This is a genomic window from Bacillus sp. EB106-02-03-XG38 (assembly GCF_058792175.1).
The window spans coordinates 240630-267055 of the sequence record NZ_JBYTED010000004.1; the positions used below are offsets into that span (position 1 = coordinate 240630).

Here is a 26426-nt window from a genome sequence, read left to right on the forward strand (position 1 = left end):
AGAGGACACAATTTATGAAGATTTGCGTAGTAGGTTTAGGCTATATTGGGCTTCCTACCTCCGCCATGTTTGCAAAGAATGGCGTTGAAGTGGTTGGGGTAGATGTAAGAACAGAAGTGATAGATAAGATAAACCGAGGAAAAGTGCACATTGAAGAGCCAGGATTAGGAGAAGTTGTAAAAGAGGTAGTGAATGAAGGGTTATTTCGGGCATCACTTGAGCCTGAAGCTGCAGATGCTTTTATTATTTCTGTTCCAACGCCAAATAATGAAGATCAATATAAATCCTGTGATTTATCTTATGTTTTAGAAGCGATAGAGCAGGTACTTCCACATGTAAAAAAAGGTAATGTAATTATCGTTGAATCTACAATTGCTCCGCGTAGTATGAATGATTTTGTGAAACCATTAATAGAAAGTAAAAGTTTCATAGTTGGAGAAGATGTGTATGTGGTTCATTGTCCAGAGCGTGTTCTTCCAGGGAGCATTTTGAGAGAACTGGTTCATAATAATCGAATTATAGGTGGAGTTACACCACAGTGCGCCGAAATAGGGGCACAAATATATAATACATTTGTACAAGGGGAAATTATTAAAACGGATGCAAAAACAGCTGAAATGTCTAAGTTAATGGAAAATACATTTCGAGATGTAAACATCGCCCTTTCAAATGAATTAACAAAGATTTGTAATTCGTTAGAAATTAATGTATTGGATGTAATTAAAATGGCCAATAAGCATCCACGTGTAAACTTACACCAACCAGGTCCTGGTGTAGGAGGGCATTGCTTAGCGGTCGATCCGTATTTTATTGTAGCAAAAACGCCGGAAATAGCGAATATTATTCAGATGTCTCGTGATGTGAATGTTTCTATGCCATTGTACGTTTACGAGAATATTGAACAATTGCTTAGAGGAATTGATTCTCCTAAAATTGCTGTATTTGGGATTACTTATAAAGGAAATACAGATGATATAAGAGAAAGTCCAGCTTTAGAGATCATTAATCAGTTATATCAAAAAGGATATAATGTGACAATTCATGATCCTTATGTTAAGAGTGAGTTATTTAATTTGAAGACGGCAGAAGAAGCTGTAGAAGGTGCAGATTTAATATTAGTATTGGCTGATCATAACGAGTTTCAAACTATAGATTACAGCCAATTTGTTTCTAAAATGCGCCAACCAATTTTATTCGATGCTCGAAATTGTATACCTTTAAATAAACAGGGTAAAATGAAAGTCGTTAATTTTGGGAATATTCATGAAATGTTGAAATCAGATGAGGTTTGTGTATGAAAGCTATAAAAAGTGTTATTAAGGAACAATTAGATAACTTATATTTAATGGGAAGGCTTTCTATATATGAAATTAAACAACAATACGCTGCTAGTACATTAGGGATTATATGGGTGTTTTTAAACCCTTTAATTCAAATTTTTGTATATTGGCTAGTATTTGGTTTAGGAATTCGAGGTGGGGCCCCTGTAGAAGGGGTTCCGTTCTTCGTTTGGATGATCTGTGGTATTATTCCATGGTTTTTTATAAATGGATCAATTATTCAAGGATCAAATTCCATTTATGCTAAACTAAATACAGTTTCTAAAATGAATTTCCCGTTGAGTGTAATACCTACTTATATTATTTTATCGCAATTATATACACATTTAGTGTTACTGACAGTTTTAATACTTATTGTTATATGTATTAAAGGCATAAGTATTCTTAGTATAGTTGGATTGATTTATTGTATATTTTCGACATTTAGTTTTTTAATTGCTTTAGCCTTTATTACCTCTACTATCTCTACAATTTCAAGAGATGTACATTTATTTATTCAATCGATTACAAGAATGTTATTTTATTTGACACCAGTTTTGTGGAAACCGAGTGAGCATATGAATAGTATATTTGCATTTTTAATGAAGATAAATCCTTTTTACTATGTAGTTGAGGGATATAGATCTTCATTATTACACGGAAGTATTAGTTTTATAGGTTCATTGTATACATTATATTTTTGGGGAGTAACAATTATTTTGTTTGTGATTGGGGCAATGTTCCACATTAGATTCCGCAAACAGTTTGTTGATTACTTATAAAAGGTGAATAATCCAATGAGTTATAAAGTGAAGTTTGAACATGTTACAAAAAAGTATAAAATGTATAGTAAATCTTCAGATAAACTAAAGGATTTATTTATTAGAAATGATAATGGTGATTATCATTATGCTTTAAATAATGTTAGTTTTGAAGTGCCAGAAGGAGAAATAGTTGGAATTGTTGGCTTAAATGGTTCAGGGAAGAGTACATTATCAAATTTAATTGCAGGTGTTACTATTCCAAATAAGGGGAAAGTTACAATTAATGGTTCTGCATCTTTGATTGCAATTTCTTCTGGGCTAAATAACCAATTAACCGGAATTGAAAACATTGAGTTAAAAGCCTTAATGATGGGGCTTACGAAAGAACAAATTAAAGAGATTACACCAAAAGTTATTGAGTTTGCTGATATAGGAAAATTTATGTATCAACCAGTGAAGACTTATTCAAGTGGAATGAAGTCTAGAATTGGATTTGCGATTTCAGTTCATATTAATCCCGATATTTTGGTAATTGATGAAGCTTTATCTGTTGGAGATCAAACGTTTACTAAAAAATGTTTAGATAAAATGAATGAGTTTAAGGAACAAGGGAAAACTATCTTTTTTATTAGTCATTCACTTTCTCAAGTGAAAAACTTCTGTACAAAAGCTCTTTGGCTACATTATGGTCAATTTAAAGAGTATGGGGATGTACATGAAGTAGTTGGGCATTATGAAGGATTTTTAAAGAGATATAATCAAATGACAGTAGAAGAACGAGAAAAACAAAAAGAAGAAGAGTTATCGAATTGTCAACATGGATTATTACAAGCAACTTCTACAAGTATTAAAAGAAAGCCTTACCGCAAAGTCAAAGTAAAGAGAAAAAAATTTGTTATACCTGCTATTGTTTTAACAATGATAGTAGCAGGAATTACTGCAGGAATTTATTATAAGGATATGTTGTTAGCTTCTAATAAGGCAGAAACTAATGCAGAAAAAATTGTTTCAAGTAAGACTGTATCTGAAAATAAGATAAGCGAAAAAGAAAAGATACAGAAGTACGTTGTAATGAGTAATGGGATTAGTATCCGTAAAGAAGCGAAGATAAATAGTGATAAAATAGGTATAGCAAATTTTGGTGAGATTTTTAGTGTAGATAATAAGGATAAGAGCGTAGAAAAAAATGAAGAATGGCTAGAAGTTAAGCTATTAAATGGTGAAAGTGGATGGATCAATACAAAGTATATGAAACCATTTAAATTAGGAACTGAAATAGCTGAAGATATAAAATTAACAAATTTAACCGATTTATTGAAGCGTGTATACGGTGCGAATGTTGCAACCGCTTCAGGATATTTAGGGAAAGCAATTGATGAACTAAAAGTAGAATACCCTAGCCCTTTGATTACATTGCCGAATCAAGTTGGGAAAAAAGTTGTTAAAGATGGAAATATTCAATTTATTATTTCGCAAGATAAGGTTGTTGAAGTTGTGTTTCAAGATATTTCAATGTCATTTGCAAAATTACATGAAGTATTAGGTACCGAAATGATGAACAATGATAATGAAAAAAATTATTTCTATGAAACTAAAAGTTATTATATTTCCGCACGTTCCGATGAAACGCATAAAGAAGTACAATCAATATCGATAGTGAAAAAGTAATAATAGTAGGCTTTGTTGGAGGTTTATCTTTTTTACAAAGATAAACCTTATTTTAAACAATTAAGCAGTTGATAAAAATTATGAAACTTAAAACTGAATATATATTGAGACTTTTAAATGTGAATAGGTAAAAGGTAGTTTGTAACTTGCAAAAATTTGATTAAAACTAAAAGTAATTAAGTAAGGATGGAGTAGGAATGAAAACAGTAAAAAAAGCTATTATACCAGCAGCTGGATTAGGAACTCGTTTTCTACCAGCAACTAAAGCAATGCCAAAGGAAATGTTACCAATTGTTGATAAACCAACAATTCAATACATTGTAGAAGAAGCGATTCAATCTGGAATTGAGGATATTATTATTGTAACTGGAAAAGGAAAGCGTGCTATCGAAGATCACTTTGATCATTCTTTTGAGCTGGAACAGAACTTACTAGAAAAGGGTAAGCATGAAATCCTTAAGAAGGTACAAGAGTCTTCTAAAATTAATATCCACTATATTCGTCAAAAAGAACCGAAAGGCTTAGGTCATGCTGTATGGTGTGCTCGTAAGTTTATTGGTAATGAGCCATTCGCTGTTTTACTTGGTGATGATATTGTACAAGCTGAGACGCCATGTTTACGCCAATTAATGGATCAATATGAGGCAACACAATCATCGGTAATTGGTGTTCAAACTGTTCCGGAAACGGAGACACATCGCTATGGTATTATTGATCCACTATTACAAAAAGGTCGTAGTTATCAGGTTAGTAAGTTTGTAGAGAAACCAGATCAAGGAACAGCACCATCTAACTTAGCAATTATGGGGCGCTATGTATTAACACCTGAGATTTTTACGTTCTTAGAGAATCAGCAAACAGGAGCAGGTGGCGAGATTCAATTGACGGATGCTATTCAGCGCTTAAATGAGATACAAAGAGTATTTGCTTATGATTTCGAAGGAAAGCGATACGACGTTGGAGAGAAGCTTGGATTCATTCAAACAACAATTGAAATGGCATTACAGCATGATGAGTTAAAGAATGAATTATTAAGCTATATGGAGAAATTATTAAAAAAAGAAATGGTTAATAATTAGCTTTCATAAAAAAACCATCCCGGAAATTTATTGTAAAATAAATTTCTGAGATGGTTTTTTATAACTGTTTCATTAATTTATCTGCCACTTTTTTAGAAAGTTGCTTTGTCATTTTAGGGACAAATGGTTTTATTGCGCTGTTAAAAACAAAGGCTCCCTTACCAGTTGTTCGCAATTCTAACTGACTTGTTACTTTTGTAGTAGAAGGAGAGGTTGATTCAGCAAGAAAAAAGCCGCTACCAACTAATTTTTTTGTTGGAGAATTCATCGTAAAGCTAATTTTATCAGGCGTTTGCCATTCAATAATTTCAACATTGAGATTAACGTCGCGTTTAATAAATCCTAAATCACCGTGCAAACGCCAAGTTGAATGTTTGTCATCAATAATTTTATGTTTAACATAGCCTGCGACTAGTGGAGCCCAATTGTTTATATCGCTAATAAATTTCCAAATTTGATTTGGTGAAGCATTTAACTCGATAGTATGTATACCTTTTGCCATTTTGGGATTCCCTTCTAAAAATAAAGATATTTGAACGATCAGGTTAAAATTCTATATTCATTTTATTATAATATAAGTATGTAAATTCTATTACAAGCGTTTTTTTCTATTATTTTAATGATTTTTTATTAAAATTCATATTTCTAAATATCACATTTAAGAGAATGTAAGGAAAATAGAGAAATCCTGAGTAATATTAGGAAATTAATACGAAAAAGGTCGAAAATTAGGTTTTAATTTCTTATTTTTGTCATATATAATGAATCTTGAATACGACATTAAGGCTTAATATATTTAATATAATTTGCCTTTCCCTAACTTGGGTATACACTCTTTTCAACCTCCGTGTCAGAGATAATATATATTGAAAAGAGTGTATACATTTTTTTATTTTAGAAGTGAAATTCTAAAATCTTTTTTATAATGACAAATGAGAGTTAAAATGGGATAATGATAGTATAACTTCTGGTGGTATGACCAATCTTGTTTAAGGAGAGAAGTGTATGCTAGATATTCAACAAATTAAAGAAATAATTCCTCATCGCTATCCATTTCTACTAGTGGATAAAGTTTTAGAAGTAGAAGAAGGAAAGCGTGCTATTGGAATAAAGAATGTTACAGCTAATGAAGAATTTTTTAATGGACATTTTCCAGATTATCCTGTAATGCCAGGTGTTTTAATTGTAGAGGCTTTAGCACAAGTTGGTGCTGTTGCTATGTTGAAGAAAGAAGAGAATCGTGGTCGCTTAGCATTCTTCGCAGGCATCGATAATTGCCGCTTTAAACGACAAGTCCTTCCAGGTGATCAGCTGCGTTTAGAAGTTGAAATGACGCGTGTACGTGGGTCAATTGGAAAAGGAAAAGCCGTTGCTACTGTAGATGGTGAAATTGCTTGTGAGACAGAAATAACGTTCGCTCTTGGAGAGAAAAAAGAATAGTAAACGTAAAATCTTTTTTTATACAGATAGGTGGATACTGGGCTGAGTTTGCAGCCTTGTGTCCACCTATTTTATTTGTGTAGTAATATGTGATTTGTTTAGCAAAGAAATTTAGTAGTAGTAACACTTTAGAATATTAGTAAGAGTTTTTATTAAAGAAGTTAGGGGGGAATTGGAATAATAAGAAGGGAATTTATATAAATTTGCAGGTATTTATAGCATGATGAAAGAATAAAGCTAAGGTAGAAATTTATAAATTAAATTGTTAAGTGTATAAGGGTAGGATTTTTAAAAAATTACAAAAGTTCGCAGCGATTTCATAAGAAAAACACAACTTTTTAGTAAAAGGAATATAAAATGATTTTATCACAATAGAGAAAAAGAGATGATGAATGTGAAGCTATACGAGGTTTTACATGATTATGAGAATGGAAAGTTTAAAGATGGCGATATGTTTTTATATCAAAATAACCCAAGGATGATTGCAATTTTTAAATCAGGTAATTTTGTTTGGAGCGATGACTATGTAGCTGTTAGTTGCAAAGATATTTCAAAAGATATTTGGTATATCAGAGAAAAATAGTGAAAAAGGTACGATGTATAGGGATTATTATCTGAATGTTAAATCATTTTTAATTGGTATGCATGGAACAAGGGATTTCTATAATTATAGAAGAAATCTATATTAATGCGAGAGTATGGCCGAACTGCAAAATAATTAGAAGTAAGAAGATTGAATCTTATTATTTTATAAAGAAGTTACATTCATATGAATATAGAAGCTAATAAAAACTTCATCATTTAATTGATGGAGTTTTTCTTGTTTTGAAGGCAAATACTAACTGCTCTTTTTAATTTATCTTTTATTTTTAATCGAGAATAATGTAATATAGTGGGGAGTATAAAAATGGATATATTATTTTAAAATTTTGATAAAGAGGGTAAAGGTATGAAAAAGAAAATTTTATTTTGGGTACTCGGTATTCTTGGGGTACTAATCATAGGCGGGGGAGTTTATGCTTATAATGTATATTCTTCTGTATCTAATACATTAAAGGAAGTTCATCAACCTTTAAAACGTGATCAAAACAACAATAAAGTTGGAGAAAAAGTTAGTAAGAGTGAACCAGTGTCAATTTTATTACTAGGAGCAGATGAGCGTGGTGAGGATAAAGGGCGTTCAGACTCTTTAATGGTGATTACATTAAATCCTAAAAATAACTCTATGAAAACAGTAAGTATTCCTCGTGATACTTATACAGAAATTGTTGGAAAAGGTAAAAGCGATAAAATCAATCATGCTTATGCATTCGGTGGAGTAGATATGTCTGTAGCGACCGTAGAAAACTTCTTGAATGTTCCTATTAATTATTATATTGAAGTGAACATGGAAGGCTTTAAAGATATCGTTGATGCAGTTGGTGGAGTAGATGTAACTAATGATTTAGAATTTACGCAGGATGGACATCATTTTGCGAAAGGAAATATTCATTTAACAGGTGATCAGGCTCTAGCATTCACACGTATGCGTAAACAAGATCCACGTGGTGACTTTGGGCGTCAGATGCGCCAACGTCAAGTGATGCAAGGTGTTATCAAAAAAGGTGCAAGCTTCTCTTCTTTAACAGGTTATGGGGATGTATTAACAGCAATTCAAAAGAATGTGAAGACAAACTTAACGCAAGATCAAATGTTTGATATGCAAAAGAACTATAAAGATTGCTTGAAAAATAGTGAGGATATCCAAATCCCAGGTGACGGTCACAAGGCTGCTGATGGCATTTGGTACTACTATGTTCCAGATGCAGCAAAACAAGATTTAACAAATAAATTAAGAGCGCATCTTGAAGTAACTAAGTAATAAGTAATGATTCAAATTCTTTAGACGGAATTCGGTTTCCCAAGTGCTAAAGGGCATGAAATTTGGGCACAATATATAACGGATTATTTCGTTGCTAAGTAATAAAGGTACACAAAAGGTATACGAGCAATCGTATACCTTTTATAATAAGAGAGTGAATAAAAATCCTAATATATGTAGGAGGAAGACAATGAATTCAATTCTAATCTGCGGCGGAGCTGGTTATATCGGTTCTCACGCTGTGAAAAAATTAGTAGACGAAGGTTTATCTGTTGTAGTAGTAGATAACTTACAAACGGGTCATGAGGATGCAATTACGGAAGGCGCGAAGTTTTATAATGGAGACCTTCGTGATAAAGCATTTTTAAGAGATGTTTTTACACAAGAAAATATTGAGGCTGTTATGCATTTTGCAGCTGATTCTTTAGTTGGAGTTAGTATGGAGAAGCCTCTTCAATATTATAATAACAATGTGTATGGTGCACTTTGTTTATTAGAGGTAATGGATGAGTTTAAGGTAGATAAGTTTATTTTCTCTTCTACTGCGGCAACGTATGGTGAGGTAGATGTAGATCTTATTACTGAGGAAACGATGACAAATCCAACGAATACATATGGAGAAACGAAGTTAGCAATCGAGAAGATGCTTCATTGGTATAGCCAAGCTTCTAATTTACGTTATAAGATTTTCAGATACTTTAACGTGGCTGGTGCAACGCCAAATGGTATTATTGGAGAAGATCACCGTCCAGAGACGCATTTAATTCCTCTTGTGTTGCAAGTGGCTTTAGGTCAACGTGAGAAGATTATGATGTTTGGTGATGACTATAATACACCAGATGGTACTTGTATCCGTGATTATATTCATGTTGAAGATTTAGTAGCAGCTCACTTCTTAGGGCTTAAAGACCTACAGAACGGCGGAGAGAGTGATTTCTATAACTTAGGAAATGGTAATGGTTTCAGCGTTAAAGAAATCGTTGATGCAGTTCGCGAAGTTACAAATCATGAAATTCCTGCTGAGGTAGCACCGCGCCGTGCGGGAGATCCAGCACGTTTAGTTGCTTCTTCTCAGAAAGCGAAAGAGAAGCTAGGATGGGATCCTCAGTATGTAAATGTGAAGACAATCATTGAGCATGCTTGGAATTGGCATCAGAAGAAACCTAATGGGTATGATAAATAAAATATAATAAGTGAAAGAGGGGTATTGTCGTTCAACATATGTTCGACAATACCCTCTCTTTTTTTATAAGATTTTTGCTATACTAAACTGTACTATAATCTCGGATGGAAGGAGGAGAATCATGAAAATACTTGTAGTTGATGATGAATCGAGTATTCGTAATTTGATTCGGATGCAGCTTGAGATGGAAGGGTATGAAGTGCTCACGGCGGCTGATGGAAGAGAAGCTTTAGAGAGATGGAATGAAGAGCCAGATGTATTAATTTTGGATGTTATGCTTCCAGATACAGATGGGTATGAGTTGCTTCGTTTGTTCCGCGAGAAGAATAGAGATATTCCAGTACTCATGTTAACTGCAAAGAGTCAGATGAATGATAAATTGCTTGGCTTGCAACTTGGCGCAGATGATTATGTGACGAAGCCGTTTAATTATGCGGAGCTTATTCTTCGGGTTAAGAATATGACGCGGCGTGTGAAGAAGACAGAGGTAACGATAAGTCATGAAGTGATTAGGGCGGGGGAGATAACGATCTGTCCTAAGGAAAGAAAAGTGCATGTTAGTGGAGAAGAAATTCAGTTAACGTACCGAGAGTTTAATTTATGTCAGTTGTTTGTTTCAAATCCGCAGCGTGTATTTATGAGAGATGAGTTACTTGAGAAAGTATGGGGGTTTGAGTATATCGGAAATACGAGAGCGGTTGATATTATGGTGCAAAGACTGCGGAAGAAGTTAGGGAATAGCGGGGAATATATTAAGACGATTTATGGCGTTGGCTATAAATTGGATTGTTAAGTGGTGATGGTATGTCTTTAAAAAGAAATATGGTGTTTGGAATAGTTGGACTGTTAATCCCAATTTTTGTTCTGTTGTACGCAGTTGTTTATATTACGTTAGAAAAGAATATGTATTATAATGCGGCAAATTCTTTAGAGAAGTTAAGTGTAGAAGCACAGATTTATACGATGAATTATTTAGAGAAGGAAGCAGAGGTTGAGACGCTCGGTCCAAATTCACTTTTAATTGCTTCGTATTTAGCGAAGCGCATGGATGTCCGTGTACAGATGATCGGGAAGAATGGAGATGTTGTTGCGGATACGCAAAAGGGAGCGCTTCTTCACCGGAATATTGATATTGAGAGTTCCTTGAAGGGGAAGAAATCTTATGTTTTTGAAGAGGGAGACCCAGCCCCAATTCTTTTGTTTTCAAGCCCAGTTTATTATGGAAACGATGTCATTGGTAGTGTTCGCTTTATAAATGAGTTAACGGGTGAGAAGGAAGTTTTAACAAATGTTGGTTGGACGTTCTTAATGACGTCTCTTTGCTTAGTAGCTGCGGGTATTTTCTTTGCAATTCGTTTGGCAAAGTCTCTTCATAAGCCGATTGATCAGTTAAGGCAAATGGCGCAAAGGCTTGCGAATGGTGATTATAAAAGTAAGATTGAGCTAAATGAATATGTAGAAATTGCTCAGCTTTCAGCATCTTTTAATGCGATGGCCGATGGAATTGAGCTGCATATTAAGCAATTGAAAGAGGAGAAAGAGAAGCAGAAAGATTTCTTAGACCGTATTACGCATGAGCTAAAAACACCGCTAACAGCGATTATTGGTTATGTGGATTTAATTCCGAAGTTAAAGGCGAAGGAAGATGTACAGGAGAGCCTACGTTATGTAGCTGTAGAGAGTGAGCGTTTATTGTCACTTGTAGAAGAATTACTTAAGTCTTCAAAGTACGGGACGAGTACGTTTGAAGTGTCACCTACAGTTGTGAATATAAAGGAATTAGCTGAAGAAGCAGTTTCAATTGTGAAACCTCGCCTGCAAAAATTTGAGATTGAAGTGATCAATGAGTTAACAGATGTACACGTTGTTGCGGATTTTGATAAGACGAAGCAGATTTTCTTAAACGTTCTCGATAATGCGATAAAATATAGCGATGCTACTCAAATTCGTATGAATGTAATTGTAAATGAACGTGAGGCGAAGGTTTTTGTTCATGATGATGGCATTGGTATAGATGAAGGTGTGCTTGCAGAGTGGAATGAATCGCCAGAAGGGAAGGTACTTCCTTCTAGTTACGGCAATGGTTACGGTTTGTATATTTGTCAGGAGATTATGAATAAGCAGGGCGGAAGTATGCGAATTGAGAGTAGTGAAGAGATTGGTACTACAATATTTATTACATTTTTGCTTCCGAGACGGATGGAAGACATAAAAAACTTGAAAGCGGTTAAATGATACATTTATGAAACAATTATGCGGTATTTTCGAAACAACGTTTTTTTATCTTGGAGGTAGGCAGAAATGAAAAGGCTATCATTTCAAATTCTTATGTTTGTCCTTTGTATAATCTTTTCTCTTATTTTGTTTTATGTGATGGAGAAGCAAATATACAACCGAATCACAATAGTGGATGACAAACAAACTGTTTTACAAAGAGTGAATGAATCCCTGCCTACTGAAATGAAGGTTAGGCATGAAAAGTGGGGAGAAATTGTTATAACGGATGAAGTTCGTTTGCATACGATTGTTTCATTCTTTGACCGAATTCAAATAGAACCGAGAGAAGCTAAGAATCAAGAACAAGTATTTACTGGAGAAGTAACGTACTTGAATGGACATAAACGTACTTTTGCAGTAGGTGACTTGTTCCAGTACGGGGCTGATATGTACGGAAAGAATGGTACGGATCCAATGATTTCAGCATTCCAAACGTATTTGTTAAGCCTGTATTACACACCAGAACGTATTAGTGACTTTTTTGCATCAGCACAGGATGTTATAGTACGCCAAGGTGATGTAGAACGTGCGATGAATGTTACGCACATACTCGATTCGATTCGGTATGCAAAGCAAATTACAGATTACGGAGAGATACAGAAATTATTACAATCACAGAATGAACCAATTGCTTATATTACCGCTTATAAAACAGGAAAGCGTATAAAGAATGAGCGAGAAGACATTCTTACTATTGCTGTGTATCCGTCGTACTTTGTTGTGCAGTATCTCGGTGATAACAATGGGAATGTCATGTATATGAAAAGCTCCCTCGCAAATTTATTTGTAAAGGAGAATGTGTCATGAGAAAGATAGCCTTTTTCTTCTTTTTGCTAGTAATTGGAGGAGCGATGTCTAGTTGCTCTCGAGATACAACCTCTATTAAATATAATAAAAGTGGTCTCCCTATTTTGGATGATCGTCATCTTGTTGCGTATGTAGCAGCTCGTGAGGAAGTTGGTGAAGCTTTGCTCTCATCATTTTGTAAACCACGCGGCTGTACGTATGAATTTATTCGTCTTTCGACAGAGGAGCTTCTTCGGAGAGTAGAAGAGGAAGCTGGAAATCCGAAAGCGGATATTATTATTGGTGGTACGGTAGACGCGCATCAAATGATGAAACAAAAAAACCTATCTATTCCTGTTACGAGTCAGCACGCGAACCGTATTCCAAAAACTGTTACAGATAAAGACGGTTATTGGTACGGTTATGAAGTGGAGAAGCTAGCAATTGCAATTAATAAAGAGCGGTGGAATGAAGAAATAGCACCACTCGGACTTCCTTATCCATCAAGGTGGCAAGATTTATTAAATCCAGTATATAAGGGAAAGGTTGTTATGCCAGATCCAAATGTATCAGGAACAGCATATACGTTTTTTCAATCACTTATTGATACTGTAGGTGAAGAGGAAGCGAAGGAATATGTGAAGAACCTCGCAGGACAAGTTGGTGAAGTAACGGTGAATGGTTACATACCAGTAGAACTCGTTGCGAGCGGTAAGTATATGATAGGCATCAATTTCATGGGAGACCAGAGAATGCTTCAAAAACAAGGCTTTCCAATTGTAAGTATTGTACCTGAGCAAACAGGGTTATCTGTTAATGCGATTTCGAAACTAAAACGTGCACCGAATGGTATTATTGCGGATTTATTTATTGATTATTGTTTATCAGAAGAAGCGGGGCACATTTTAGAAAAAGTTTCGTTTGGCGTACCAACGATGTTTGCGAAGAATGAGAAAGAAATAGAAGGACAGCCAGTTAGAAGAACAAACCAAAATATATCAAATAGCGGAATAATCGAGATATGGAATGGACAGCGTCTCTCTCAGAAGTGAGAAAAGGAGACGAAAGAATATGTTTAAATGGCTCAAGCCAGCACCTGCAATTGAAAGATTGCCAGCGGATATGATTGATCGTGTATATAAATTACTACGTATTCGTGTGTTAATCGGGATTTCAGTTGGATATGCTGCTTATTATTTAGTTCGTAGTAACTTTACGTTATCAAGTACGTATTTAGTAGAAGAATTTGGATTTAGTACAGCTCAAATTGGTCTGCTAGGTTCAATCATGGCAATTGTTTATGGATTTAGTAAGTTCTTTATGGGGAATTTATCAGATAAAGCTTTCGCCCAGCGCTTTATCGCAGTCGGTTTATTCTTATCAGGGCTTGTAAATATTTGTTTCGGTTTTGCATCGTCATTTGGGATGATTGTTACATTACTTGTCCTAAATGGTATTGTACAAGGTATGGGAGCACCACCTTGTAGTATCGTTATGACGAAATGGTTCTCGAAGAAAGAACGTGGTACGAAAACAGGTCTTTGGAATATTTCACATAACGTTGGTGGAATGCTTGTGCCACCACTTGTCGGAATTGGTGTAGGTATTTTCGGTGAAAATCATTGGCAAGGCGGCGTGTTTATTTTCCCTGCGATTATCGCAATGGTAATTGCAGTTCTTGTTTGGATTAATGCGAAGGATACACCAGAATCAGAAGGTCTTCCTCCAATTGATGAGTATCGTAATGACTATGAAAATCTTGAAAAAGCAGATAATGCTAACAAGATGTCACCAAAAGAAATTTTAATGAAGTATGTAGTGAAAAATAAATTTGTATGGTTCTTATGTATTGCGAATGCATTTGTTTATTTAATTCGTTTCGGTGTTATTAACTGGGTTCCACTTTATTTAACGACAGTTAAAGGTTTCTCAAAAAATGAAGCGCACGCAGCGTACGCAATCTTTGAAGGTATGGCAATTCCGAGTTCATTAATCGTTGGTCTTTTAAGTGATAAATTATTTAAAGGAAAACGTATGCCATTATGTATCATTAGTATGGTCGGAGTTGTTATTGGTACGTTTGTATATTGGCAAGCAACTAGCATACTTGTTGTAAGTATTGCAGTTTCTATTATCGGTTGTTTAATTTACGTACCACAGTTCTTAATCGGTTTAAGTGCGATGGAATTAGTACCGAAATTTGCAGTAGGTACGACAGTTGGTATGTGTGGTCTGTTCGGTTACGTAGGCGGAAGTCTTGTAGCAAACGCAGCAATCGGTATTATTGTCGATCGTTCTGGCTGGGACGGTTGCTTTATCTTACTATTAACAGGTGCTATTTTATCAACAATCTTCTTGTTCATCGTTCAACGTGGACATGAGAGAAAAGCTCCTAAAGCAGCGTAATATTTTGTTTAAAAAGCTATCCAATTATCATTTTGGATAGCTTTTTTTATATGAATATAATTTTTCCTTAAATCTATCTTAAAAGACGATATGTCATATTTCTAATCATTGGAATTTTTGTTACAATATAAATGGATGTGTAAAACTTTGTAAAAAGAATGTAATAATATGTAATTTGTTTTCAGAAAGTTTTATACAATTTTTATATTAAACTATTAAGTTATAAAAGGAGAGAGAATATGGTACCAAATACGGTTCGTACTCCAAACAAGAAGAAGAAATGGATTATTATCGGGGTTATTGCACTAATTGTTATTGTAGCAGCAGTTAATATTTTTGTAATGCAAGGGAAGAAGAAAGGCGCAGCAACAACGGCTGATGCTGTGAGTTTTGAGAAGGTAACGGAGCGCAAGCTTAATAATACGAAGTTAATTTCCGGTCAGGTGAAGCCTGGAAATATTGAAAGTTTTTATGCGGATCCAACTAAAGGAAAAGTGAAAGATATTGAAGTAAAAGAAGGACAAGAGGTAGAGAAAGGTACGAAGTTATTCTCTTATGATAATGAAGAGATTAATTTGCAAATGAAGCAAGCTGAGCTTGATCAGAAGATGGCTGATATGCGTTATGATCAAGGGAAAAAGAAGATTGATTCGCTGAAGAAAGAAATTAAGAAAGCGAAAGATAGCGGAGCTGGGAAAGAAGTAACAGATCCGATGGAAGAGCAAGTAAGTGAGCTGGAGATAGCTCAAAAGACAACTGATCTTGAGAAAGAAAAAGGGAAGTTGCAGAAAGAGGAGTTAAGTAAAAAGCAAAAAGAGCTTACGATTTATAGTAATTTTGCTGGTGTCATTCAAAAGTTAGATAAAGATGCGGCGCAAAGTTCATCTCAAGCTTTAGGTGGTCAAGGGAAAGCATTTTTACAAGTGGCTTCTAAAGATCCGTTCCAAATTCAAGGGACGTTAACTGAACTTCAAAAGTCACAAATTCAAAAGGATCAAACATTCACTGTAACTGCGAAAGCAAATAATAAGAAGAAGTGGACAGGTAAGATTACAGAGGTAAGTGAATTCCCAACGAGTGCAGAGATGGCTCAAGCTGGTGGTATGGGTGAAGCGACTCAAAACATGTCTCAATATACATATAAAGCAAGTCTCGATAGTCAAGATGGTTTATCTCCAGGTTATCACGTTTCTCTGCAAGTAAATTTAGAGAATAAGACGATGGTTGCCGTTCCGACTAAGAGCATTGTAGAAAAAGATGATGATGCATTTGTTTATGTTGAGGATAAAGGAAAACTTCATAAACAAAATGTGAAAAAAGGTTCTACTGATGGAGACTGGACAGAGGTTGTAGAAGGCGTAACAGTGGGGCAAAAGGTGGTTAAAAATCCTTCCGACAACGTGTATGACGGAATGGAAGTGAAAGAGAAATGATTACGTTAAATCATATTGCTAAAACGTATTATCAAGGAAAATTGGCAGTGCCGATTTTGCACGGTATTAGTTTAAAGATTCAGGGCGGTGAATTCGTTTCGATTATGGGACCGTCTGGTTCTGGTAAATCAACGCTTATGAATATTATCGGTTGTTTAGATCGTCCAACAGAAGGCGAATATATGCTGAATGATGTGAATATCTTAACAGCAGATGAGTCAAAGCTTGCTTTAATTCGTAATGAATATATTGGTTTTGTGTTTCAGCATTTTAATTTGCTGCCGCGTCTTTCAGCAGTGGAAAATGTTGAGCTTCCGCTCGTATACGGCGGCGTGAAGAAGGCAGAGCGTCGTAAGCGTGCGTTAGAGGCGTTAGGTAAAGTTGGATTAGCGGATCGCGTGCATCATTTACCGAATGAATTATCAGGTGGACAGAAGCAGCGTGTAGCAATTGCAAGAGCGATTGCGAACAATCCAACGTTCATTATGGCCGATGAGCCGACTGGTGCGCTTGATACGAAGTCTGGTGAGCAAGTTATGGATATTTTCACGAAGCTTAATGCAGAAGGTACAACGATTGTTATGGTTACACATGAAGAGGAAGTAGCAGCGTATTCTTCCCGCCGCATTGTACTGCGAGATGGGAAAATTACAGAAGATAGAAGGTGTGCGGTATGAGTTTACTAGATAGTATAAAAATTGCCCTATCTTCTATTTTAGCTCATAAACTGCGTTCAGCTCTTACGATGCTCGGTATTATTATCGGGGTAGGTTCTATTATTACTGTCGTTGCGATTGGGCAAGGCGGGGAAGCGATGCTGAAGTCGAAATTCGCAGGTTCTGGTGGTAATAACCTGATGCCAATTCAATTTAAGCCAGATATGAATGATGAGTTTGCTATAGGCGGATTTGAAGTACCAAAATTAACGGAAGAAGATATTATGGAAGTAAAACAAGTGAAAGATGTTTCACATGTTATTACGACAAATTCGACGACAGAGATACTGGATGTAAATGATAAAAAAGCAAATCTGAATGTTATTGGTCTTGATAATGAATATTTTGCAGTTAATAAAGTAAAGGTCGTAAAGGGACGTACTTTAGGTGAATCAGATATTTCTCATGCAAATAATGTTGTGATGATTAGTACAAAAACAGAGGAGACGCTATTTAAGGACGTAAACCCAGTTGGACAAATTATTGAGATGAAGGGGCAGCCAATGCAAATTATTGGTGTGTATACATCTGATAATGAGTTTATGGGATTTGAAATGGAAGAAGCGTTAATCCCCCTTACATTATGGCCTGTTTTATTCGGAACAGATGATATTCAAAATATCGCAATTCAAGCTAAAAATGTAGACGATTTAGAAGCAGCTGGGAAACAAGCTGTTGATGTATTAAATAGTCGTAAGCCAAGTGAAATTCCAGGTAAATATGAACTGGTGAACTTAAAAGAATTCCAAGAAAATGTTTCTAAAGTTACAGGCATTATGACAATGATTATCGGTGGTATCGCTGGTATTTCATTAGTCGTTGGTGGTATTGGTGTTATGAACATTATGCTCGTATCTGTAACAGAACGTACGCGTGAAATTGGAGTACGTAAAGCACTTGGAGCAACACGTAGTAAAATTTTATTACAGTTTTTAATTGAAGCAGTTATGTTAACACTGCTAGGTGGTTTAATCGGAATAGGTCTTGGATATGGCGGGGCTTATATCGTTTCCACATTTGCGAAATGGCCACCACTCGTTTCGTGGGAAGTTGTCGTTGGAGGCGTACTATTCTCTATGACACTCGGTATTATTTTCGGATTAATTCCAGCGAATAAAGCTGCGAAGTTAGATCCAATTGAAGCATTACGTTATGAGTAATTAATAGTGTAGTAGAACTACACATTACCGTTCTAGTGGGCGGTTCGTAGCCTCTATGCGAGGAAGTGAACCGCCCGTTAGAACGGGTGATATAAATAGAAGGAGGCGTTATAATGGAAGCAAATGTGAATACACAAAAAGCTGGTGGAGAGAAGCCATCATTGTTTGGAATGATTACTTCTCCTGGCTTACAGTTTGAGAGAATGAAGACGACTGAGAAGGTTTGGGGCATGTTCTTCATAGTGGCGCTATTACAAGGACTTGTAGGTGGTTTAAATTCGTATATTACGTATACATCACCTGAGATGATTGAAATGCAAAAGAAATTAGGAGGCGAATTTGCAAATCAGGATTCGCTTGTATCAGATGTAATTTCTGGTACGATATGGGGAATAGTAGGTGTTATGATTGCAACACTTGTTATTGCAGCTATTTATAAGGTGTTTATGATGTTCTATGGGAATGATACTTCTTATAAAAAAATAGTTATGATTATTGTATACGCGGATATTGTTGTTGTTATTGGTGGACTTATTAATGGTGTTATAGCTTTAATTTTAGGTGCTGGACCAACTGCGTATACAAGTTTAGGACCACTATTCGATCAAGGTTCACTTGCATATGGAATTGGTAATACAATTGAATTGTTCTATTTATGGAATTTAGTTTTAATTTGGTTAGGATTACAAGTTACAGCAGGATTAAGTAAAGTGAAAGCAGCTATTCCAATTATTGTTTTATTCATTATTAAAGCGGGATTCCTAGCTGCGATTGTTGTATTGATTGCAAAGTTCTTACCTGGTTTGCCTGTATAATCTGATTGAATTAAAGGGTGACTCTTCAAGGGAGTCACCTTTTTTATTTTTACCCTTATTTCAAATACGACCAGCAGAATTTCAAATTCTACTTCATGTAATTTCAAATTTTGGCGGTCGTATTTGAAATTACTCACAGTGAAATCGCTTCTTTATTTTTATATTGTGGAGGTACCGGCGGAATAACAAAGAGGTATACCTTTTAGAAGTGGGTACTGTGTGAAACCAGCAACTTTTAAAGAGGCAGTTGTTTTGTATGAAGGTATGATTGTGAATCAAATCAAGAAGTTAGGTATTTATCAAGATCATGAAGAGTATTATCAATGTGGTTTAATTGGTCTTTGGTATGCATATGAAAGGTATGATGCGGAGAAAGGAAGTTTTCCTGCATATGCAATTATAACGGTGCGTGGTTATATATTAGAAAGATTGAAGAAAGAGTTTGCAGTGCAAGAAAAGTGTGTATATGTAGGAGAGTATGAGGATATCTTTCATTTTGAAGATATTGAAATGAGAGCGAAGGATTTTATGAGTGTGTTAGATGAGAAGGAGAAGTATATTATTTTTGAACGCTTTTTTGTAGGTAAGACGATGGGAGAGATCGCTAGTGAGATGGAACTGACTTATTATCAAGTGAGGTGGATGTATCGGCAAGCACTTGAGAAAATGCGAAATAGCTTAAGAGGATAAATAGTATCATAAGAATGGAAGGCAAGGGATATTGCTTTCCATTCTACTTATTCTGTTAAGGTAGTAAATGTAGTAAGAGGTTTTTGAATTGTAGTGAATCTTGCATGTTCATACGTGATAATACGTATCCAGACTTTAATAATTGTTGTTTTAACTTATGAGGACTGATATGTATTGTTGTAGTTGTGCCATTTGAAAAATAAATGGTAGCTTTTTTACTCTTTTTGAAAAACTCTATGTCATGTATATGGTTATAAAACAGCCATATACAGTTTGGAGAAGAAGGAGATTCTGTCGGGAAAGCACAAATATATTCTCGATGATTAATTGGAATTGGGACATTTTGTTTGAAATGAAAGTTTGTCTGAACTGCTTTACGCCTGCCTTGATAAGTAGAGTGAACATTAGCTAGACAAGATTGTTTGATGAGCTGGAGAGCAGTTTGACAGGAGTAAAGATGGTTCCCACTACTTTCTATTATTTTTGTTTGGTAATAAGGGTGCTTGTAAGGCTCTAACATCATTGTTGCATTAGAAATAAAAATATCATTTTCATTGTTCATAACTTCGAGTCCTCTCCTTTAAAATAATATTATTAATATTATTATATACAAATTAAGTAAAGTAATTGTTAATATTCCGTTTCATATTGTAAATTTTGGCTATTCGTTTACAATCAATAGATGTTAGTCTTTCTAATTTGCATCGCTTGTACATATATATGAAAATAGAAAAGAGTAGGCGGTGAGATAGTATGAAGAAAAAGTATATTATTATGGCTCTAGTTGTTGTTCTTCTAGTATATTTAGCGAATAGTAATCCGAGTAAAGGAGAATATACAGACTGGGCAGCAAAGCAGTTTATGAAACGTAATGATGTAAGTAAGAAGCTAGACGAAGTTCAAAAAGAAAATGAAGAGGGCATCCTTGGCGATCTAGCATCGGCTGGTAAGAAGTTGGCGAAAAAATATGTTGAGCCACAAGTTGGATTATTAATTGAGAATTATACAAAGCGAAATGATTATATTTTCTTCTCAACATATACGACCGAGTTTGATATAGGCGGAGAACACTATAAATATGTATGCGTCGGATTTTCAAACATCTTTATTCCAATTGAAATGCCGAAGAAAAAAGACGAATCTGCAAAATGATGCAGATTCGTCTTTTTGTTTATAAAGTAATGGGAACTTCAGATACATTCTTTTCTACGAGACGTGCTCCTTTTTTTCGAGTATTTTCATTAATTGATGAAAATACAGATGAGACAAGGATGGTATCCATTACTTGATTTACGACTTGTGCATCGACAGGCGTGATCGGTTTCTCGATAGAAAAAACAACTGTTTTTCCATCTTCTTTCGCGAAAATTAATTCTAATACTTGCATACGTTATTTCCTCCTTTATATTGATTCCGCTATATGCGGGTAATGAACACTCCACTGATTAAAGTTTCACCTTATAGACTAGAAAGATCGGATGTGCTAACAAGTTGTACAGCGTGAAGTGGTGATGCTTGTAAGGAAGCAAGAGCACGTGCTACGTTTTGTACTTGCTCTAAGTTTGCGTTTGTTTTAACGCGCTTAAATTGTTTGTTCTTGAAAACTGTTTTTCCGTTCTTATCCAATCCATTGTTTAAGACAAGACGTAAAGTTAAATCCATTATGATTGTTTCGATTGCCATGTTTATCACCCCCTTTCACTATATAAATAGGGTTCAAATGTCATGTTTTGGCGTGAAATTTATTCTTTTTTTTGGTACTCTTAAAAGACTAAGAGAGGGGTTTCGGAAGAATGAATCGTAAATGGTTATTTTGGATTCCTGTTTTACTATGGATGGGATTGATTTTCTATTCCTCAGCACAACCGTATAAAAAACAGGATATGCGTTCAGATATTGAACAATATGTAAATGTTGAGTTTGTGAAAGAGCATTTTTCATGGGTATCTATCGATTACGGTGGTGGTACACCTGTTAGCATTGCAAATAAAGGTGTAGGCGGATTTATTGAGTTTTTCCTTCGTAAAGGTGCTCATTTTATGGTGTTCTTTATGCTCGGTTCATTGATATATTACGCTTTTTATCGATCGGGTTATTCAAGAAAAAGGTGTTTCCTATACGCTCTTCTTTTCATTGCGGGATATGCAACATTTGATGAAATTCATCAATGGACTACGGGAGATCGTACACCGATGTGGCAAGATTCATTATTAGATACGTGCGGCGGATTAACAGGGATTATAATAAGCAATTGGTTTTGGAATAGAAAAAGGAGCTAATCTTTTGAGATTAGCTCCTTTTGTTTATCCCGCGTTAACGGACAGTAAAACTTCCACCTCAAAATTCAGTTGGAGCAAAGAAGTTAGGTGGGAGTCGGGCTGTCCGTTAACGTCCGATTGATGAGGGCTAATAATCAGTGGGGGATGAACAAAACCCCCACTGATTAAAGTTTCACTTTATACACCAAGTAATTCTTTTAGCTCATCTGTAGATAGTTCGGTCATCCAACTATCGCTTGTAATGACGGCATTGTTTAATGATTGTTTTCTTTCTAACATTTCATCAATTTTTTCTTCGAGTGTCCCCGTTGTAATCAGTTTATGAACGTGAACGAAGCGTTTTTGACCAATACGATATGCGCGGTCTGTTGCTTGATTTTCTACAGCTGGATTCCACCAACGGTCGTAGTGAATGACATGGTTGGCAGCGGTTAAGTTTAAGCCAGTGCCGCCCGCTTTTAACGATAAGATGAAAATGTCATACGTTCCGTTTTGGAACTGCTCGATCATTTTGTCACGTTCTTTCTTCGGTACACTACCGTTTAAGAAGAGGACGCGCTGACCGAAATGTTCTTCTAACACATTTTTTAGCATGTTCCCCATACCGATGTATTGTGTGAAGATTAAACAACTTTCGTTTTGATCTTTTATATTTTCAATGAGTTCCATTAACGTGCTCGTTTTCATGGAGCGTTCTATAATGTCTTTTGGTTCTGTTTCTTTTAAATAAAGAGCAGGATGATTACAAATTTGCTTAAGCTTGTTCAGCATGAGCAATATAAATCCGCGTCTTTCAATCCCGCTTAATCCTTCTACATTTTGCAACGTATCTTGAACAAGTTGTTCATATAAGGAAGCTTGTTCACCAGTAAGTGGACAGTACGCTTTCTGTTCTTGTTTATCTGGTAAGTTTAATGCGACTGTTTGGTCTTTCTTCGTACGACGCAGTAAAAACGGCGAGATAAAACGTTGAACTTGTTGGATTTTTCCTTCGTCACGGTCTTTTTCAATTGGTGAGACGAAGCGGCGCTGGAATTGTCCTAAGCTCCCGAGATATCCATGATTAATAAAGTCGAAAATAGACCAAAGCTCGGCAAGGCGGTTTTCCATAGGTGTACCGGTTAAAGCAATTTTGTGATTTGCTTGCAAGTTTCGCACTGCTTTTGACTGTTTCGTATGTGGGTTTTTAATATTTTGTGCTTCATCCAAAATAACAGCATCCCAGCATAACGTACTAAGTTCTTCTTCATCAAGCTGAGCTAATGCATAAGATGTTAATACAACATCTGCTGATTGAAGGAACTCTTTAAATGATTCGCCTTTCGCCCTATTACTTCCATAATGTAACTGAACACGTAAATTTGGTGCGAAACGTTCAAATTCTTTTTGCCAATTTCCAAGAACAGATGTCGGTGCCACAATTAGGGCAGGGCCGGTTTTGAGATTGTTCTCTGTTATATATAGTAAGTAAGTGATCGTTTGAATACTTTTTCCAAGTCCCATGTCGTCAGCTAATAGTGCACCGAATCCAAGCTTTCTTAAATATAATAACCACTCAATGCCATGTTGTTGATACGGGCGGAGTGTTGCATTTAGTGAAGAAGGGACATCTACTTTTGGAATATCTCCAATGTGTAAGAGTTTTTGGAATAGCTCTTCATAATATCCATCTAGTTCAATTTCAATATCGGTAAACGGACTATCTTCTTCTACAATCTCTGTTTCAGCCGTGTTGGATAAATGTTGCTGAAGGACATCTTTCATTTCGAGTCCATATTTATCAGCACGATTCATGAGTTTTCGTACTTCTTCAATAAAGGCTGGGTCAAGTCTCATCCATTGACCATTTATATTGAATAATCGTTTGTTTTGTTCAACGAGTTCGAAAAATTCGCTTTCTGATAAATCAATGCCGTTCGTTGAAATGCGCCAGTCAAAATTAACGAGTGTATTCATACCGAAGAAAGATTGTGTTTGCGTAGCATTTTGCTTCAGTTGCACACGTAATTTTGGTTTTGTCGCTTTTAAATTTTGCCACCATGATGGTAGTAAAATCGTAATACCTGCAGCGAGTAATTCGTTACTTGCTTCTGTTAAGAAGTTCCACGCTTCTGTTTCAAAGAGTTCACTTCGGAATGTATCGCCTTCTTTTAACCACGGTACAAGCTTACTAAAGCCTTCTTGTGTTTCAAGAATACGCTCTTCATAATCGTGCCATCGTTTTGGTAAAGAATCGATGTTTTCATATACATATATGCGATGTGCGCCGCGCTTTGGCGTAACAATTGTTTCAAGCTTCCACATTTCGAATTCTTCTTGCGGCTCTTGTAGCCGTAGTCCGATTGTAAAGGGAAGGTCATCTTCAATGTATCCAATTTTTCGAAGCCAATCTTCTTCATGTAGTGCTGCATCCAATTGTCTTTTCGTAAAGTCATAATGTTCATAAAGTCTCTTTGCATCTTCCCATCCGTCGTTTGAACGGTTATCTTGTAATATGCTTTCATTTACTGCAGATGAGAAAAGAGATGCTAATGTGTCATCTTCGATTGGTGTATGCTGTACTTTCCAAGATGGTTGCTGAGACCAACGCTCCATATCTGGTACGAAGCTACCGCTTGTGAAGGCGTCCCATAATTCGTTCGCATCTTCTGTAAGTGCTGTAATAGGGCCGTTCATTTGAATATGGGCAAAGGAGTTCATCGGTTTATTAGCGATGTATTCAAATGCTTGTGCGTTTGTTAGCATAACACCTTGTTTTCCTTCAAAGGTTGCTTCTTTTAGAAACGTACCGTAGAAGGAAGTAGAGTGCCATGTAAATGCATTTCGTTTCCAACTTGTTACGGATAATGGAGTACCGCTGTCATCTTCTCCCCAAAGGAACCAACCCTGACTAACATGCTGGAGCCTAATTGTTACTTCAGTTTGATTGATCATCGATTAATTTTCCTTTCCGTAATTCCTCTTGTAGTGCACGTAGACGTGAATGTAAGTTTGCGATGTGAATAATGAATGCATCAAATTCATCGGTGCGCTTTAATCGTTTATACAATGTACGTAATTTTTTTAAGTAACGAACTGCACGTCTATATGATTTGCGATTTCTCTCTTCAATGGCCTCGGTAGCAGCAAGGTGATACAGAGGAAGTGCCGCTTCTGGTGCTTCCTTTTCAATATCTTTCAGCGGCTCTTTCAAAAGTTCAATTGCTTCAAATCCATGTAAGAGCTGAAGTTCTGCCCATGTTCGATACTGCTTTTTCGCGAGTACGTATTGCTCATAGTTTGCGAAACTATATGGTAGTAGCTCTTGCAAAATCATTTCGAGTCCGGCTTGTTCATTTGTATGAGTTGCATACGTTTCATACATGATGACGAATAAGCGAACGATATCTTTTATGAACATCGCATTTTCGTGCTCATGTATCGTTATCTTCACTTGTTTATACGTAAAGGAAAGCCAGCTTTTCGCACGATCCCACTTCATTGCATTTAACAACTCTTCTAGCCAATAGAAGTATAGACTTACAACAGAAGCAGGTTGTTTCTTAAGTAAATCCATCGCTAATAAATCTTCGTCATTTAAAAAGAGTAGATGAGAAGATGCTAATGCTTTGGAAAGTGGATTGATTTTCGTATCGATTCGTTTTTCTTCTTCATGTAGTCGCTCTTTATTGTGTAACAGTTCACTCCATATGTGACGGTAAATAAAGAATCTTTCTTGCGTATAGGCATCGGTGGAGAAGAATACTTCGTGAACGAGACGAGCTGTTTCTTGCAAAATTGCTTCAGACTCTGAAGGAATCGCTTCTGATTGTAAGTCCCGAACGATGGATTCCACTTTATCTACAAATAGGCGAACGACGTTAACAGGCTGATGATAAGAATACGTTTTATTTGCTTCGAAGTCTTGAATTTCTTCTAATAATTTTTGAAAGCAATAAAGCGCTGCATGTAACCTGAATAATTCATGTATCACAACAATACGGGGAGCTTTCCGCTCGAGTTTCGTATAGAAGTCCGTAAAAATACTCATAAGAAAATACATTTGTTTATAAGTAAGACGAGCTTGTTCTTTTTTAAATGATTCGTATTCGTTATCAAAATATGATTGCCAACTTTTATAATCCGTATCTTCAAAAGCTGATGATTGCAATACTTGTCTCGCAGTTCGAATAGGAGGAAGGGAAGGTTTCGTATTATTTTTGAATAAAGTTAATACATCTCCTACTTGCCCGAAACTAGACGCTGCAGATAGTAACACAGCGAGCATATGCTCACATTGCGTTGGTGCGAAGCAATCGCAATAACTTTCAGCGACGTTACGAATCGGGATATGGACGCTATATACGCTGCCTTCAGCGTCTACAGTTCCTGATAGCGTATAACCATCAAAGTCAACATTGTAGACAACACCACTACGATATAGGTGCCGAGCTGTAGCGACATGTTCCTGATCAGCTGTTTGCTGTGGATCTAGTCCTTGAACGAACTCATTCGCAATCATCATAATTTCATCTTTCGTAATTGAGTGTTGCAGCATAATATTCCTCCGT

General features: G+C 35.8%; 26 protein-coding genes. 20 read left to right on the forward strand and 6 right to left on the reverse strand.

Annotated features, from left to right (window positions below; all coding sequences use genetic code 11):
* Window positions 1-14: 14 nt before the first annotated feature.
* From AC3WTI_RS19925 to galU, 4 genes are all read left to right on the forward strand, one after another.
* Complete coding sequence (locus AC3WTI_RS19925) at window positions 15-1298, forward strand: nucleotide sugar dehydrogenase (RefSeq protein WP_253621689.1); 1284 nt, start codon at window positions 15-17, stop codon at window positions 1296-1298.
* Window positions 1295-2101, forward strand: a complete 807-nt coding sequence (locus AC3WTI_RS19930; RefSeq protein ID WP_253621688.1) for an ABC transporter permease — start codon at window positions 1295-1297, stop codon at window positions 2099-2101. Before AC3WTI_RS19925 ends, AC3WTI_RS19930 begins: the two co-directional genes overlap by 4 nt.
* Before the next feature lie 15 nt (window positions 2102-2116).
* Window positions 2117-3751 (forward strand): teichoic acids export ABC transporter ATP-binding subunit TagH, encoded by a 1635-nt coding sequence (tagH, locus tag AC3WTI_RS19935; protein WP_253621687.1) that lies wholly within the window; start codon window positions 2117-2119, stop codon window positions 3749-3751.
* Between the two features lie 197 nt (window positions 3752-3948).
* On the forward strand, window positions 3949-4830 hold the full coding sequence (gene galU / locus AC3WTI_RS19940; RefSeq protein WP_253621686.1) for a UTP--glucose-1-phosphate uridylyltransferase GalU: 882 nt from the start codon (window positions 3949-3951) through the stop codon (window positions 4828-4830).
* A 58-nt stretch (window positions 4831-4888) separates the two neighbouring features.
* Here galU and AC3WTI_RS19945 read toward each other — a convergent pair whose 3' ends face one another.
* Window positions 4889-5332: an SRPBCC family protein gene (locus AC3WTI_RS19945; protein ID WP_253621685.1), complete on the reverse strand. Its 444-nt coding sequence runs from the start codon at window positions 5330-5332 to the stop codon at window positions 4889-4891.
* 503 nt (window positions 5333-5835) lie between these two features.
* On the opposite strand from AC3WTI_RS19945, the gene fabZ reads away from it, so the two are divergent.
* The 14 genes from fabZ (at window position 5836) to AC3WTI_RS20015 (ending at window position 19597) form a co-directional block, all read left to right on the forward strand.
* The gene (gene fabZ / locus AC3WTI_RS19950) at window positions 5836-6270 is read left to right on the forward strand and encodes a 3-hydroxyacyl-ACP dehydratase FabZ (protein WP_253621684.1); all 435 of its coding nucleotides are present in this window, start codon (window positions 5836-5838) and stop codon (window positions 6268-6270) included.
* Window positions 6271-6655: 385 nt separating this feature from the next.
* Window positions 6656-6853 carry a hypothetical protein gene (locus tag AC3WTI_RS19955; protein ID WP_000982278.1) on the forward strand — a complete coding sequence of 66 codons (198 nt, stop codon included), beginning with the start codon at window positions 6656-6658 and terminating at the stop codon, window positions 6851-6853.
* Between the two features lie 366 nt (window positions 6854-7219).
* Window positions 7220-8131, forward strand: a complete 912-nt coding sequence (tagU, locus tag AC3WTI_RS19960; protein ID WP_087959206.1) for a polyisoprenyl-teichoic acid--peptidoglycan teichoic acid transferase TagU — start codon at window positions 7220-7222, stop codon at window positions 8129-8131.
* Window positions 8132-8321: 190 nt separating this feature from the next.
* The gene (gene galE / locus AC3WTI_RS19965) at window positions 8322-9314 is read left to right on the forward strand and encodes a UDP-glucose 4-epimerase GalE (protein WP_001084646.1); all 993 of its coding nucleotides are present in this window, start codon (window positions 8322-8324) and stop codon (window positions 9312-9314) included.
* A 121-nt stretch (window positions 9315-9435) separates the two neighbouring features.
* The gene (locus AC3WTI_RS19970) at window positions 9436-10107 is read left to right on the forward strand and encodes a response regulator transcription factor (RefSeq protein WP_098904173.1); all 672 of its coding nucleotides are present in this window, start codon (window positions 9436-9438) and stop codon (window positions 10105-10107) included.
* 11 nt (window positions 10108-10118) lie between these two features.
* On the forward strand, window positions 10119-11549 hold the full coding sequence (locus AC3WTI_RS19975) for a HAMP domain-containing sensor histidine kinase (RefSeq protein ID WP_253621683.1): 1431 nt from the start codon (window positions 10119-10121) through the stop codon (window positions 11547-11549).
* A gap of 66 nt (window positions 11550-11615) precedes the next feature.
* Window positions 11616-12398, forward strand: a complete 783-nt coding sequence (locus AC3WTI_RS19980) for a DUF3919 family protein (RefSeq protein ID WP_253621682.1) — start codon at window positions 11616-11618, stop codon at window positions 12396-12398.
* Window positions 12395-13429, forward strand: a complete 1035-nt coding sequence (locus AC3WTI_RS19985) for an ABC transporter substrate-binding protein (protein ID WP_087959210.1) — start codon at window positions 12395-12397, stop codon at window positions 13427-13429. Before AC3WTI_RS19980 ends, AC3WTI_RS19985 begins: the two co-directional genes overlap by 4 nt.
* A 19-nt stretch (window positions 13430-13448) precedes the next feature.
* A complete protein-coding gene (locus AC3WTI_RS19990) occupies window positions 13449-14783 on the forward strand; it encodes an MFS transporter (RefSeq protein ID WP_087959211.1) in 1335 nt (444 codons plus the stop codon).
* A 239-nt stretch (window positions 14784-15022) separates the two neighbouring features.
* Window positions 15023-16216: an efflux RND transporter periplasmic adaptor subunit gene (locus AC3WTI_RS19995; RefSeq protein ID WP_253621681.1), complete on the forward strand. Its 1194-nt coding sequence runs from the start codon at window positions 15023-15025 to the stop codon at window positions 16214-16216.
* Window positions 16213-16893 (forward strand): ABC transporter ATP-binding protein, encoded by a 681-nt coding sequence (locus AC3WTI_RS20000; RefSeq protein ID WP_087959213.1) that lies wholly within the window; start codon window positions 16213-16215, stop codon window positions 16891-16893. Before AC3WTI_RS19995 ends, AC3WTI_RS20000 begins: the two co-directional genes overlap by 4 nt.
* A complete protein-coding gene (locus AC3WTI_RS20005; protein ID WP_071758495.1) occupies window positions 16890-18092 on the forward strand; it encodes an ABC transporter permease in 1203 nt (400 codons plus the stop codon). The genes AC3WTI_RS20000 and AC3WTI_RS20005 overlap by 4 nt, the downstream gene beginning before the upstream one ends.
* Before the next feature lie 113 nt (window positions 18093-18205).
* Window positions 18206-18907 (forward strand): YknW family membrane protein, encoded by a 702-nt coding sequence (gene yknW / locus AC3WTI_RS20010; RefSeq protein WP_097840474.1) that lies wholly within the window; start codon window positions 18206-18208, stop codon window positions 18905-18907.
* 219 nt (window positions 18908-19126) lie between these two features.
* Window positions 19127-19597 (forward strand): sigma-70 family RNA polymerase sigma factor, encoded by a 471-nt coding sequence (locus AC3WTI_RS20015; RefSeq protein WP_087959215.1) that lies wholly within the window; start codon window positions 19127-19129, stop codon window positions 19595-19597.
* 55 nt (window positions 19598-19652) lie between these two features.
* Here AC3WTI_RS20015 and AC3WTI_RS20020 read toward each other — a convergent pair whose 3' ends face one another.
* Complete coding sequence (locus tag AC3WTI_RS20020; protein ID WP_048528094.1) at window positions 19653-20159, reverse strand: competence protein ComK; 507 nt, start codon at window positions 20157-20159, stop codon at window positions 19653-19655.
* A gap of 191 nt (window positions 20160-20350) precedes the next feature.
* Between AC3WTI_RS20020 and AC3WTI_RS20025 the strand changes: the two genes are divergently transcribed.
* A complete protein-coding gene (locus AC3WTI_RS20025; RefSeq protein WP_048528095.1) occupies window positions 20351-20749 on the forward strand; it encodes a DUF4359 domain-containing protein in 399 nt (132 codons plus the stop codon).
* A 19-nt stretch (window positions 20750-20768) separates the two neighbouring features.
* Here AC3WTI_RS20025 and AC3WTI_RS20030 read toward each other — a convergent pair whose 3' ends face one another.
* Window positions 20769-20984, reverse strand: a complete 216-nt coding sequence (locus AC3WTI_RS20030) for a DUF2922 domain-containing protein (RefSeq protein ID WP_087959217.1) — start codon at window positions 20982-20984, stop codon at window positions 20769-20771.
* 71 nt (window positions 20985-21055) lie between these two features.
* Window positions 21056-21280, reverse strand: a complete 225-nt coding sequence (locus AC3WTI_RS20035; RefSeq protein WP_087959219.1) for a DUF1659 domain-containing protein — start codon at window positions 21278-21280, stop codon at window positions 21056-21058.
* A 110-nt stretch (window positions 21281-21390) separates the two neighbouring features.
* Between AC3WTI_RS20035 and AC3WTI_RS20040 the strand changes: the two genes are divergently transcribed.
* Window positions 21391-21876: a VanZ family protein gene (locus AC3WTI_RS20040; protein ID WP_097840476.1), complete on the forward strand. Its 486-nt coding sequence runs from the start codon at window positions 21391-21393 to the stop codon at window positions 21874-21876.
* Window positions 21877-22053: 177 nt separating this feature from the next.
* Here AC3WTI_RS20040 and AC3WTI_RS20045 read toward each other — a convergent pair whose 3' ends face one another.
* Together AC3WTI_RS20045 and AC3WTI_RS20050 are read right to left on the reverse strand one after the other, a co-directional pair.
* Window positions 22054-24810, reverse strand: a complete 2757-nt coding sequence (locus AC3WTI_RS20045) for a DEAD/DEAH box helicase (RefSeq protein ID WP_087959222.1) — start codon at window positions 24808-24810, stop codon at window positions 22054-22056.
* Window positions 24794-26413 (reverse strand): SWIM zinc finger family protein, encoded by a 1620-nt coding sequence (locus AC3WTI_RS20050; protein ID WP_087959223.1) that lies wholly within the window; start codon window positions 26411-26413, stop codon window positions 24794-24796. The genes AC3WTI_RS20045 and AC3WTI_RS20050 overlap by 17 nt, the downstream gene beginning before the upstream one ends.
* Window positions 26414-26426: the final 13 nt, after the last annotated feature.

Bases quoted from the DNA above. Each gene is read 5' to 3' on its own strand.
- AC3WTI_RS19930 (WP_253621688.1), top strand. From the start codon at position 1,295: ATGAAAGCTATAAAAAGTGTTATTAAGGAACAATTAGATAACTTATAT.
- tagU (WP_087959206.1), top strand. From the start codon at position 7,220: ATGAAAAAGAAAATTTTATTTTGGGTACTCGGTATTCTTGGGGTACTA.
- AC3WTI_RS20005 (WP_071758495.1), top strand. From the start codon at position 16,890: ATGAGTTTACTAGATAGTATAAAAATTGCCCTATCTTCTATTTTAGCT.
- tagH (WP_253621687.1), top strand. From the start codon at position 2,117: ATGAGTTATAAAGTGAAGTTTGAACATGTTACAAAAAAGTATAAAATG.
- AC3WTI_RS20000 (WP_087959213.1), top strand. From the start codon at position 16,213: ATGATTACGTTAAATCATATTGCTAAAACGTATTATCAAGGAAAATTG.
- AC3WTI_RS20030 (WP_087959217.1), bottom strand. From the start codon at position 20,984: ATGCAAGTATTAGAATTAATTTTCGCGAAAGAAGATGGAAAAACAGTT.
- AC3WTI_RS20020 (WP_048528094.1), bottom strand. From the start codon at position 20,159: ATGAACAATGAAAATGATATTTTTATTTCTAATGCAACAATGATGTTA.
- AC3WTI_RS19985 (WP_087959210.1), top strand. From the start codon at position 12,395: ATGAGAAAGATAGCCTTTTTCTTCTTTTTGCTAGTAATTGGAGGAGCG.
- AC3WTI_RS19980 (WP_253621682.1), top strand. From the start codon at position 11,616: ATGAAAAGGCTATCATTTCAAATTCTTATGTTTGTCCTTTGTATAATC.
- galU (WP_253621686.1), top strand. From the start codon at position 3,949: ATGAAAACAGTAAAAAAAGCTATTATACCAGCAGCTGGATTAGGAACT.
- AC3WTI_RS20045 (WP_087959222.1), bottom strand. From the start codon at position 24,810: ATGATCAATCAAACTGAAGTAACAATTAGGCTCCAGCATGTTAGTCAG.
- AC3WTI_RS20025 (WP_048528095.1), top strand. From the start codon at position 20,351: ATGAAGAAAAAGTATATTATTATGGCTCTAGTTGTTGTTCTTCTAGTA.
- AC3WTI_RS20035 (WP_087959219.1), bottom strand. From the start codon at position 21,280: ATGGCAATCGAAACAATCATAATGGATTTAACTTTACGTCTTGTCTTA.
- AC3WTI_RS19955 (WP_000982278.1), top strand. From the start codon at position 6,656: ATGATGAATGTGAAGCTATACGAGGTTTTACATGATTATGAGAATGGA.
- AC3WTI_RS19975 (WP_253621683.1), top strand. From the start codon at position 10,119: ATGTCTTTAAAAAGAAATATGGTGTTTGGAATAGTTGGACTGTTAATC.
- AC3WTI_RS19925 (WP_253621689.1), top strand. From the start codon at position 15: ATGAAGATTTGCGTAGTAGGTTTAGGCTATATTGGGCTTCCTACCTCC.
- galE (WP_001084646.1), top strand. From the start codon at position 8,322: ATGAATTCAATTCTAATCTGCGGCGGAGCTGGTTATATCGGTTCTCAC.
- AC3WTI_RS19990 (WP_087959211.1), top strand. From the start codon at position 13,449: ATGTTTAAATGGCTCAAGCCAGCACCTGCAATTGAAAGATTGCCAGCG.
- AC3WTI_RS20040 (WP_097840476.1), top strand. From the start codon at position 21,391: ATGAATCGTAAATGGTTATTTTGGATTCCTGTTTTACTATGGATGGGA.
- AC3WTI_RS19995 (WP_253621681.1), top strand. From the start codon at position 15,023: ATGGTACCAAATACGGTTCGTACTCCAAACAAGAAGAAGAAATGGATT.
- yknW (WP_097840474.1), top strand. From the start codon at position 18,206: ATGGAAGCAAATGTGAATACACAAAAAGCTGGTGGAGAGAAGCCATCA.
- AC3WTI_RS19970 (WP_098904173.1), top strand. From the start codon at position 9,436: ATGAAAATACTTGTAGTTGATGATGAATCGAGTATTCGTAATTTGATT.
- AC3WTI_RS20050 (WP_087959223.1), bottom strand. From the start codon at position 26,413: ATGCTGCAACACTCAATTACGAAAGATGAAATTATGATGATTGCGAAT.
- AC3WTI_RS19945 (WP_253621685.1), bottom strand. From the start codon at position 5,332: ATGGCAAAAGGTATACATACTATCGAGTTAAATGCTTCACCAAATCAA.
- fabZ (WP_253621684.1), top strand. From the start codon at position 5,836: ATGCTAGATATTCAACAAATTAAAGAAATAATTCCTCATCGCTATCCA.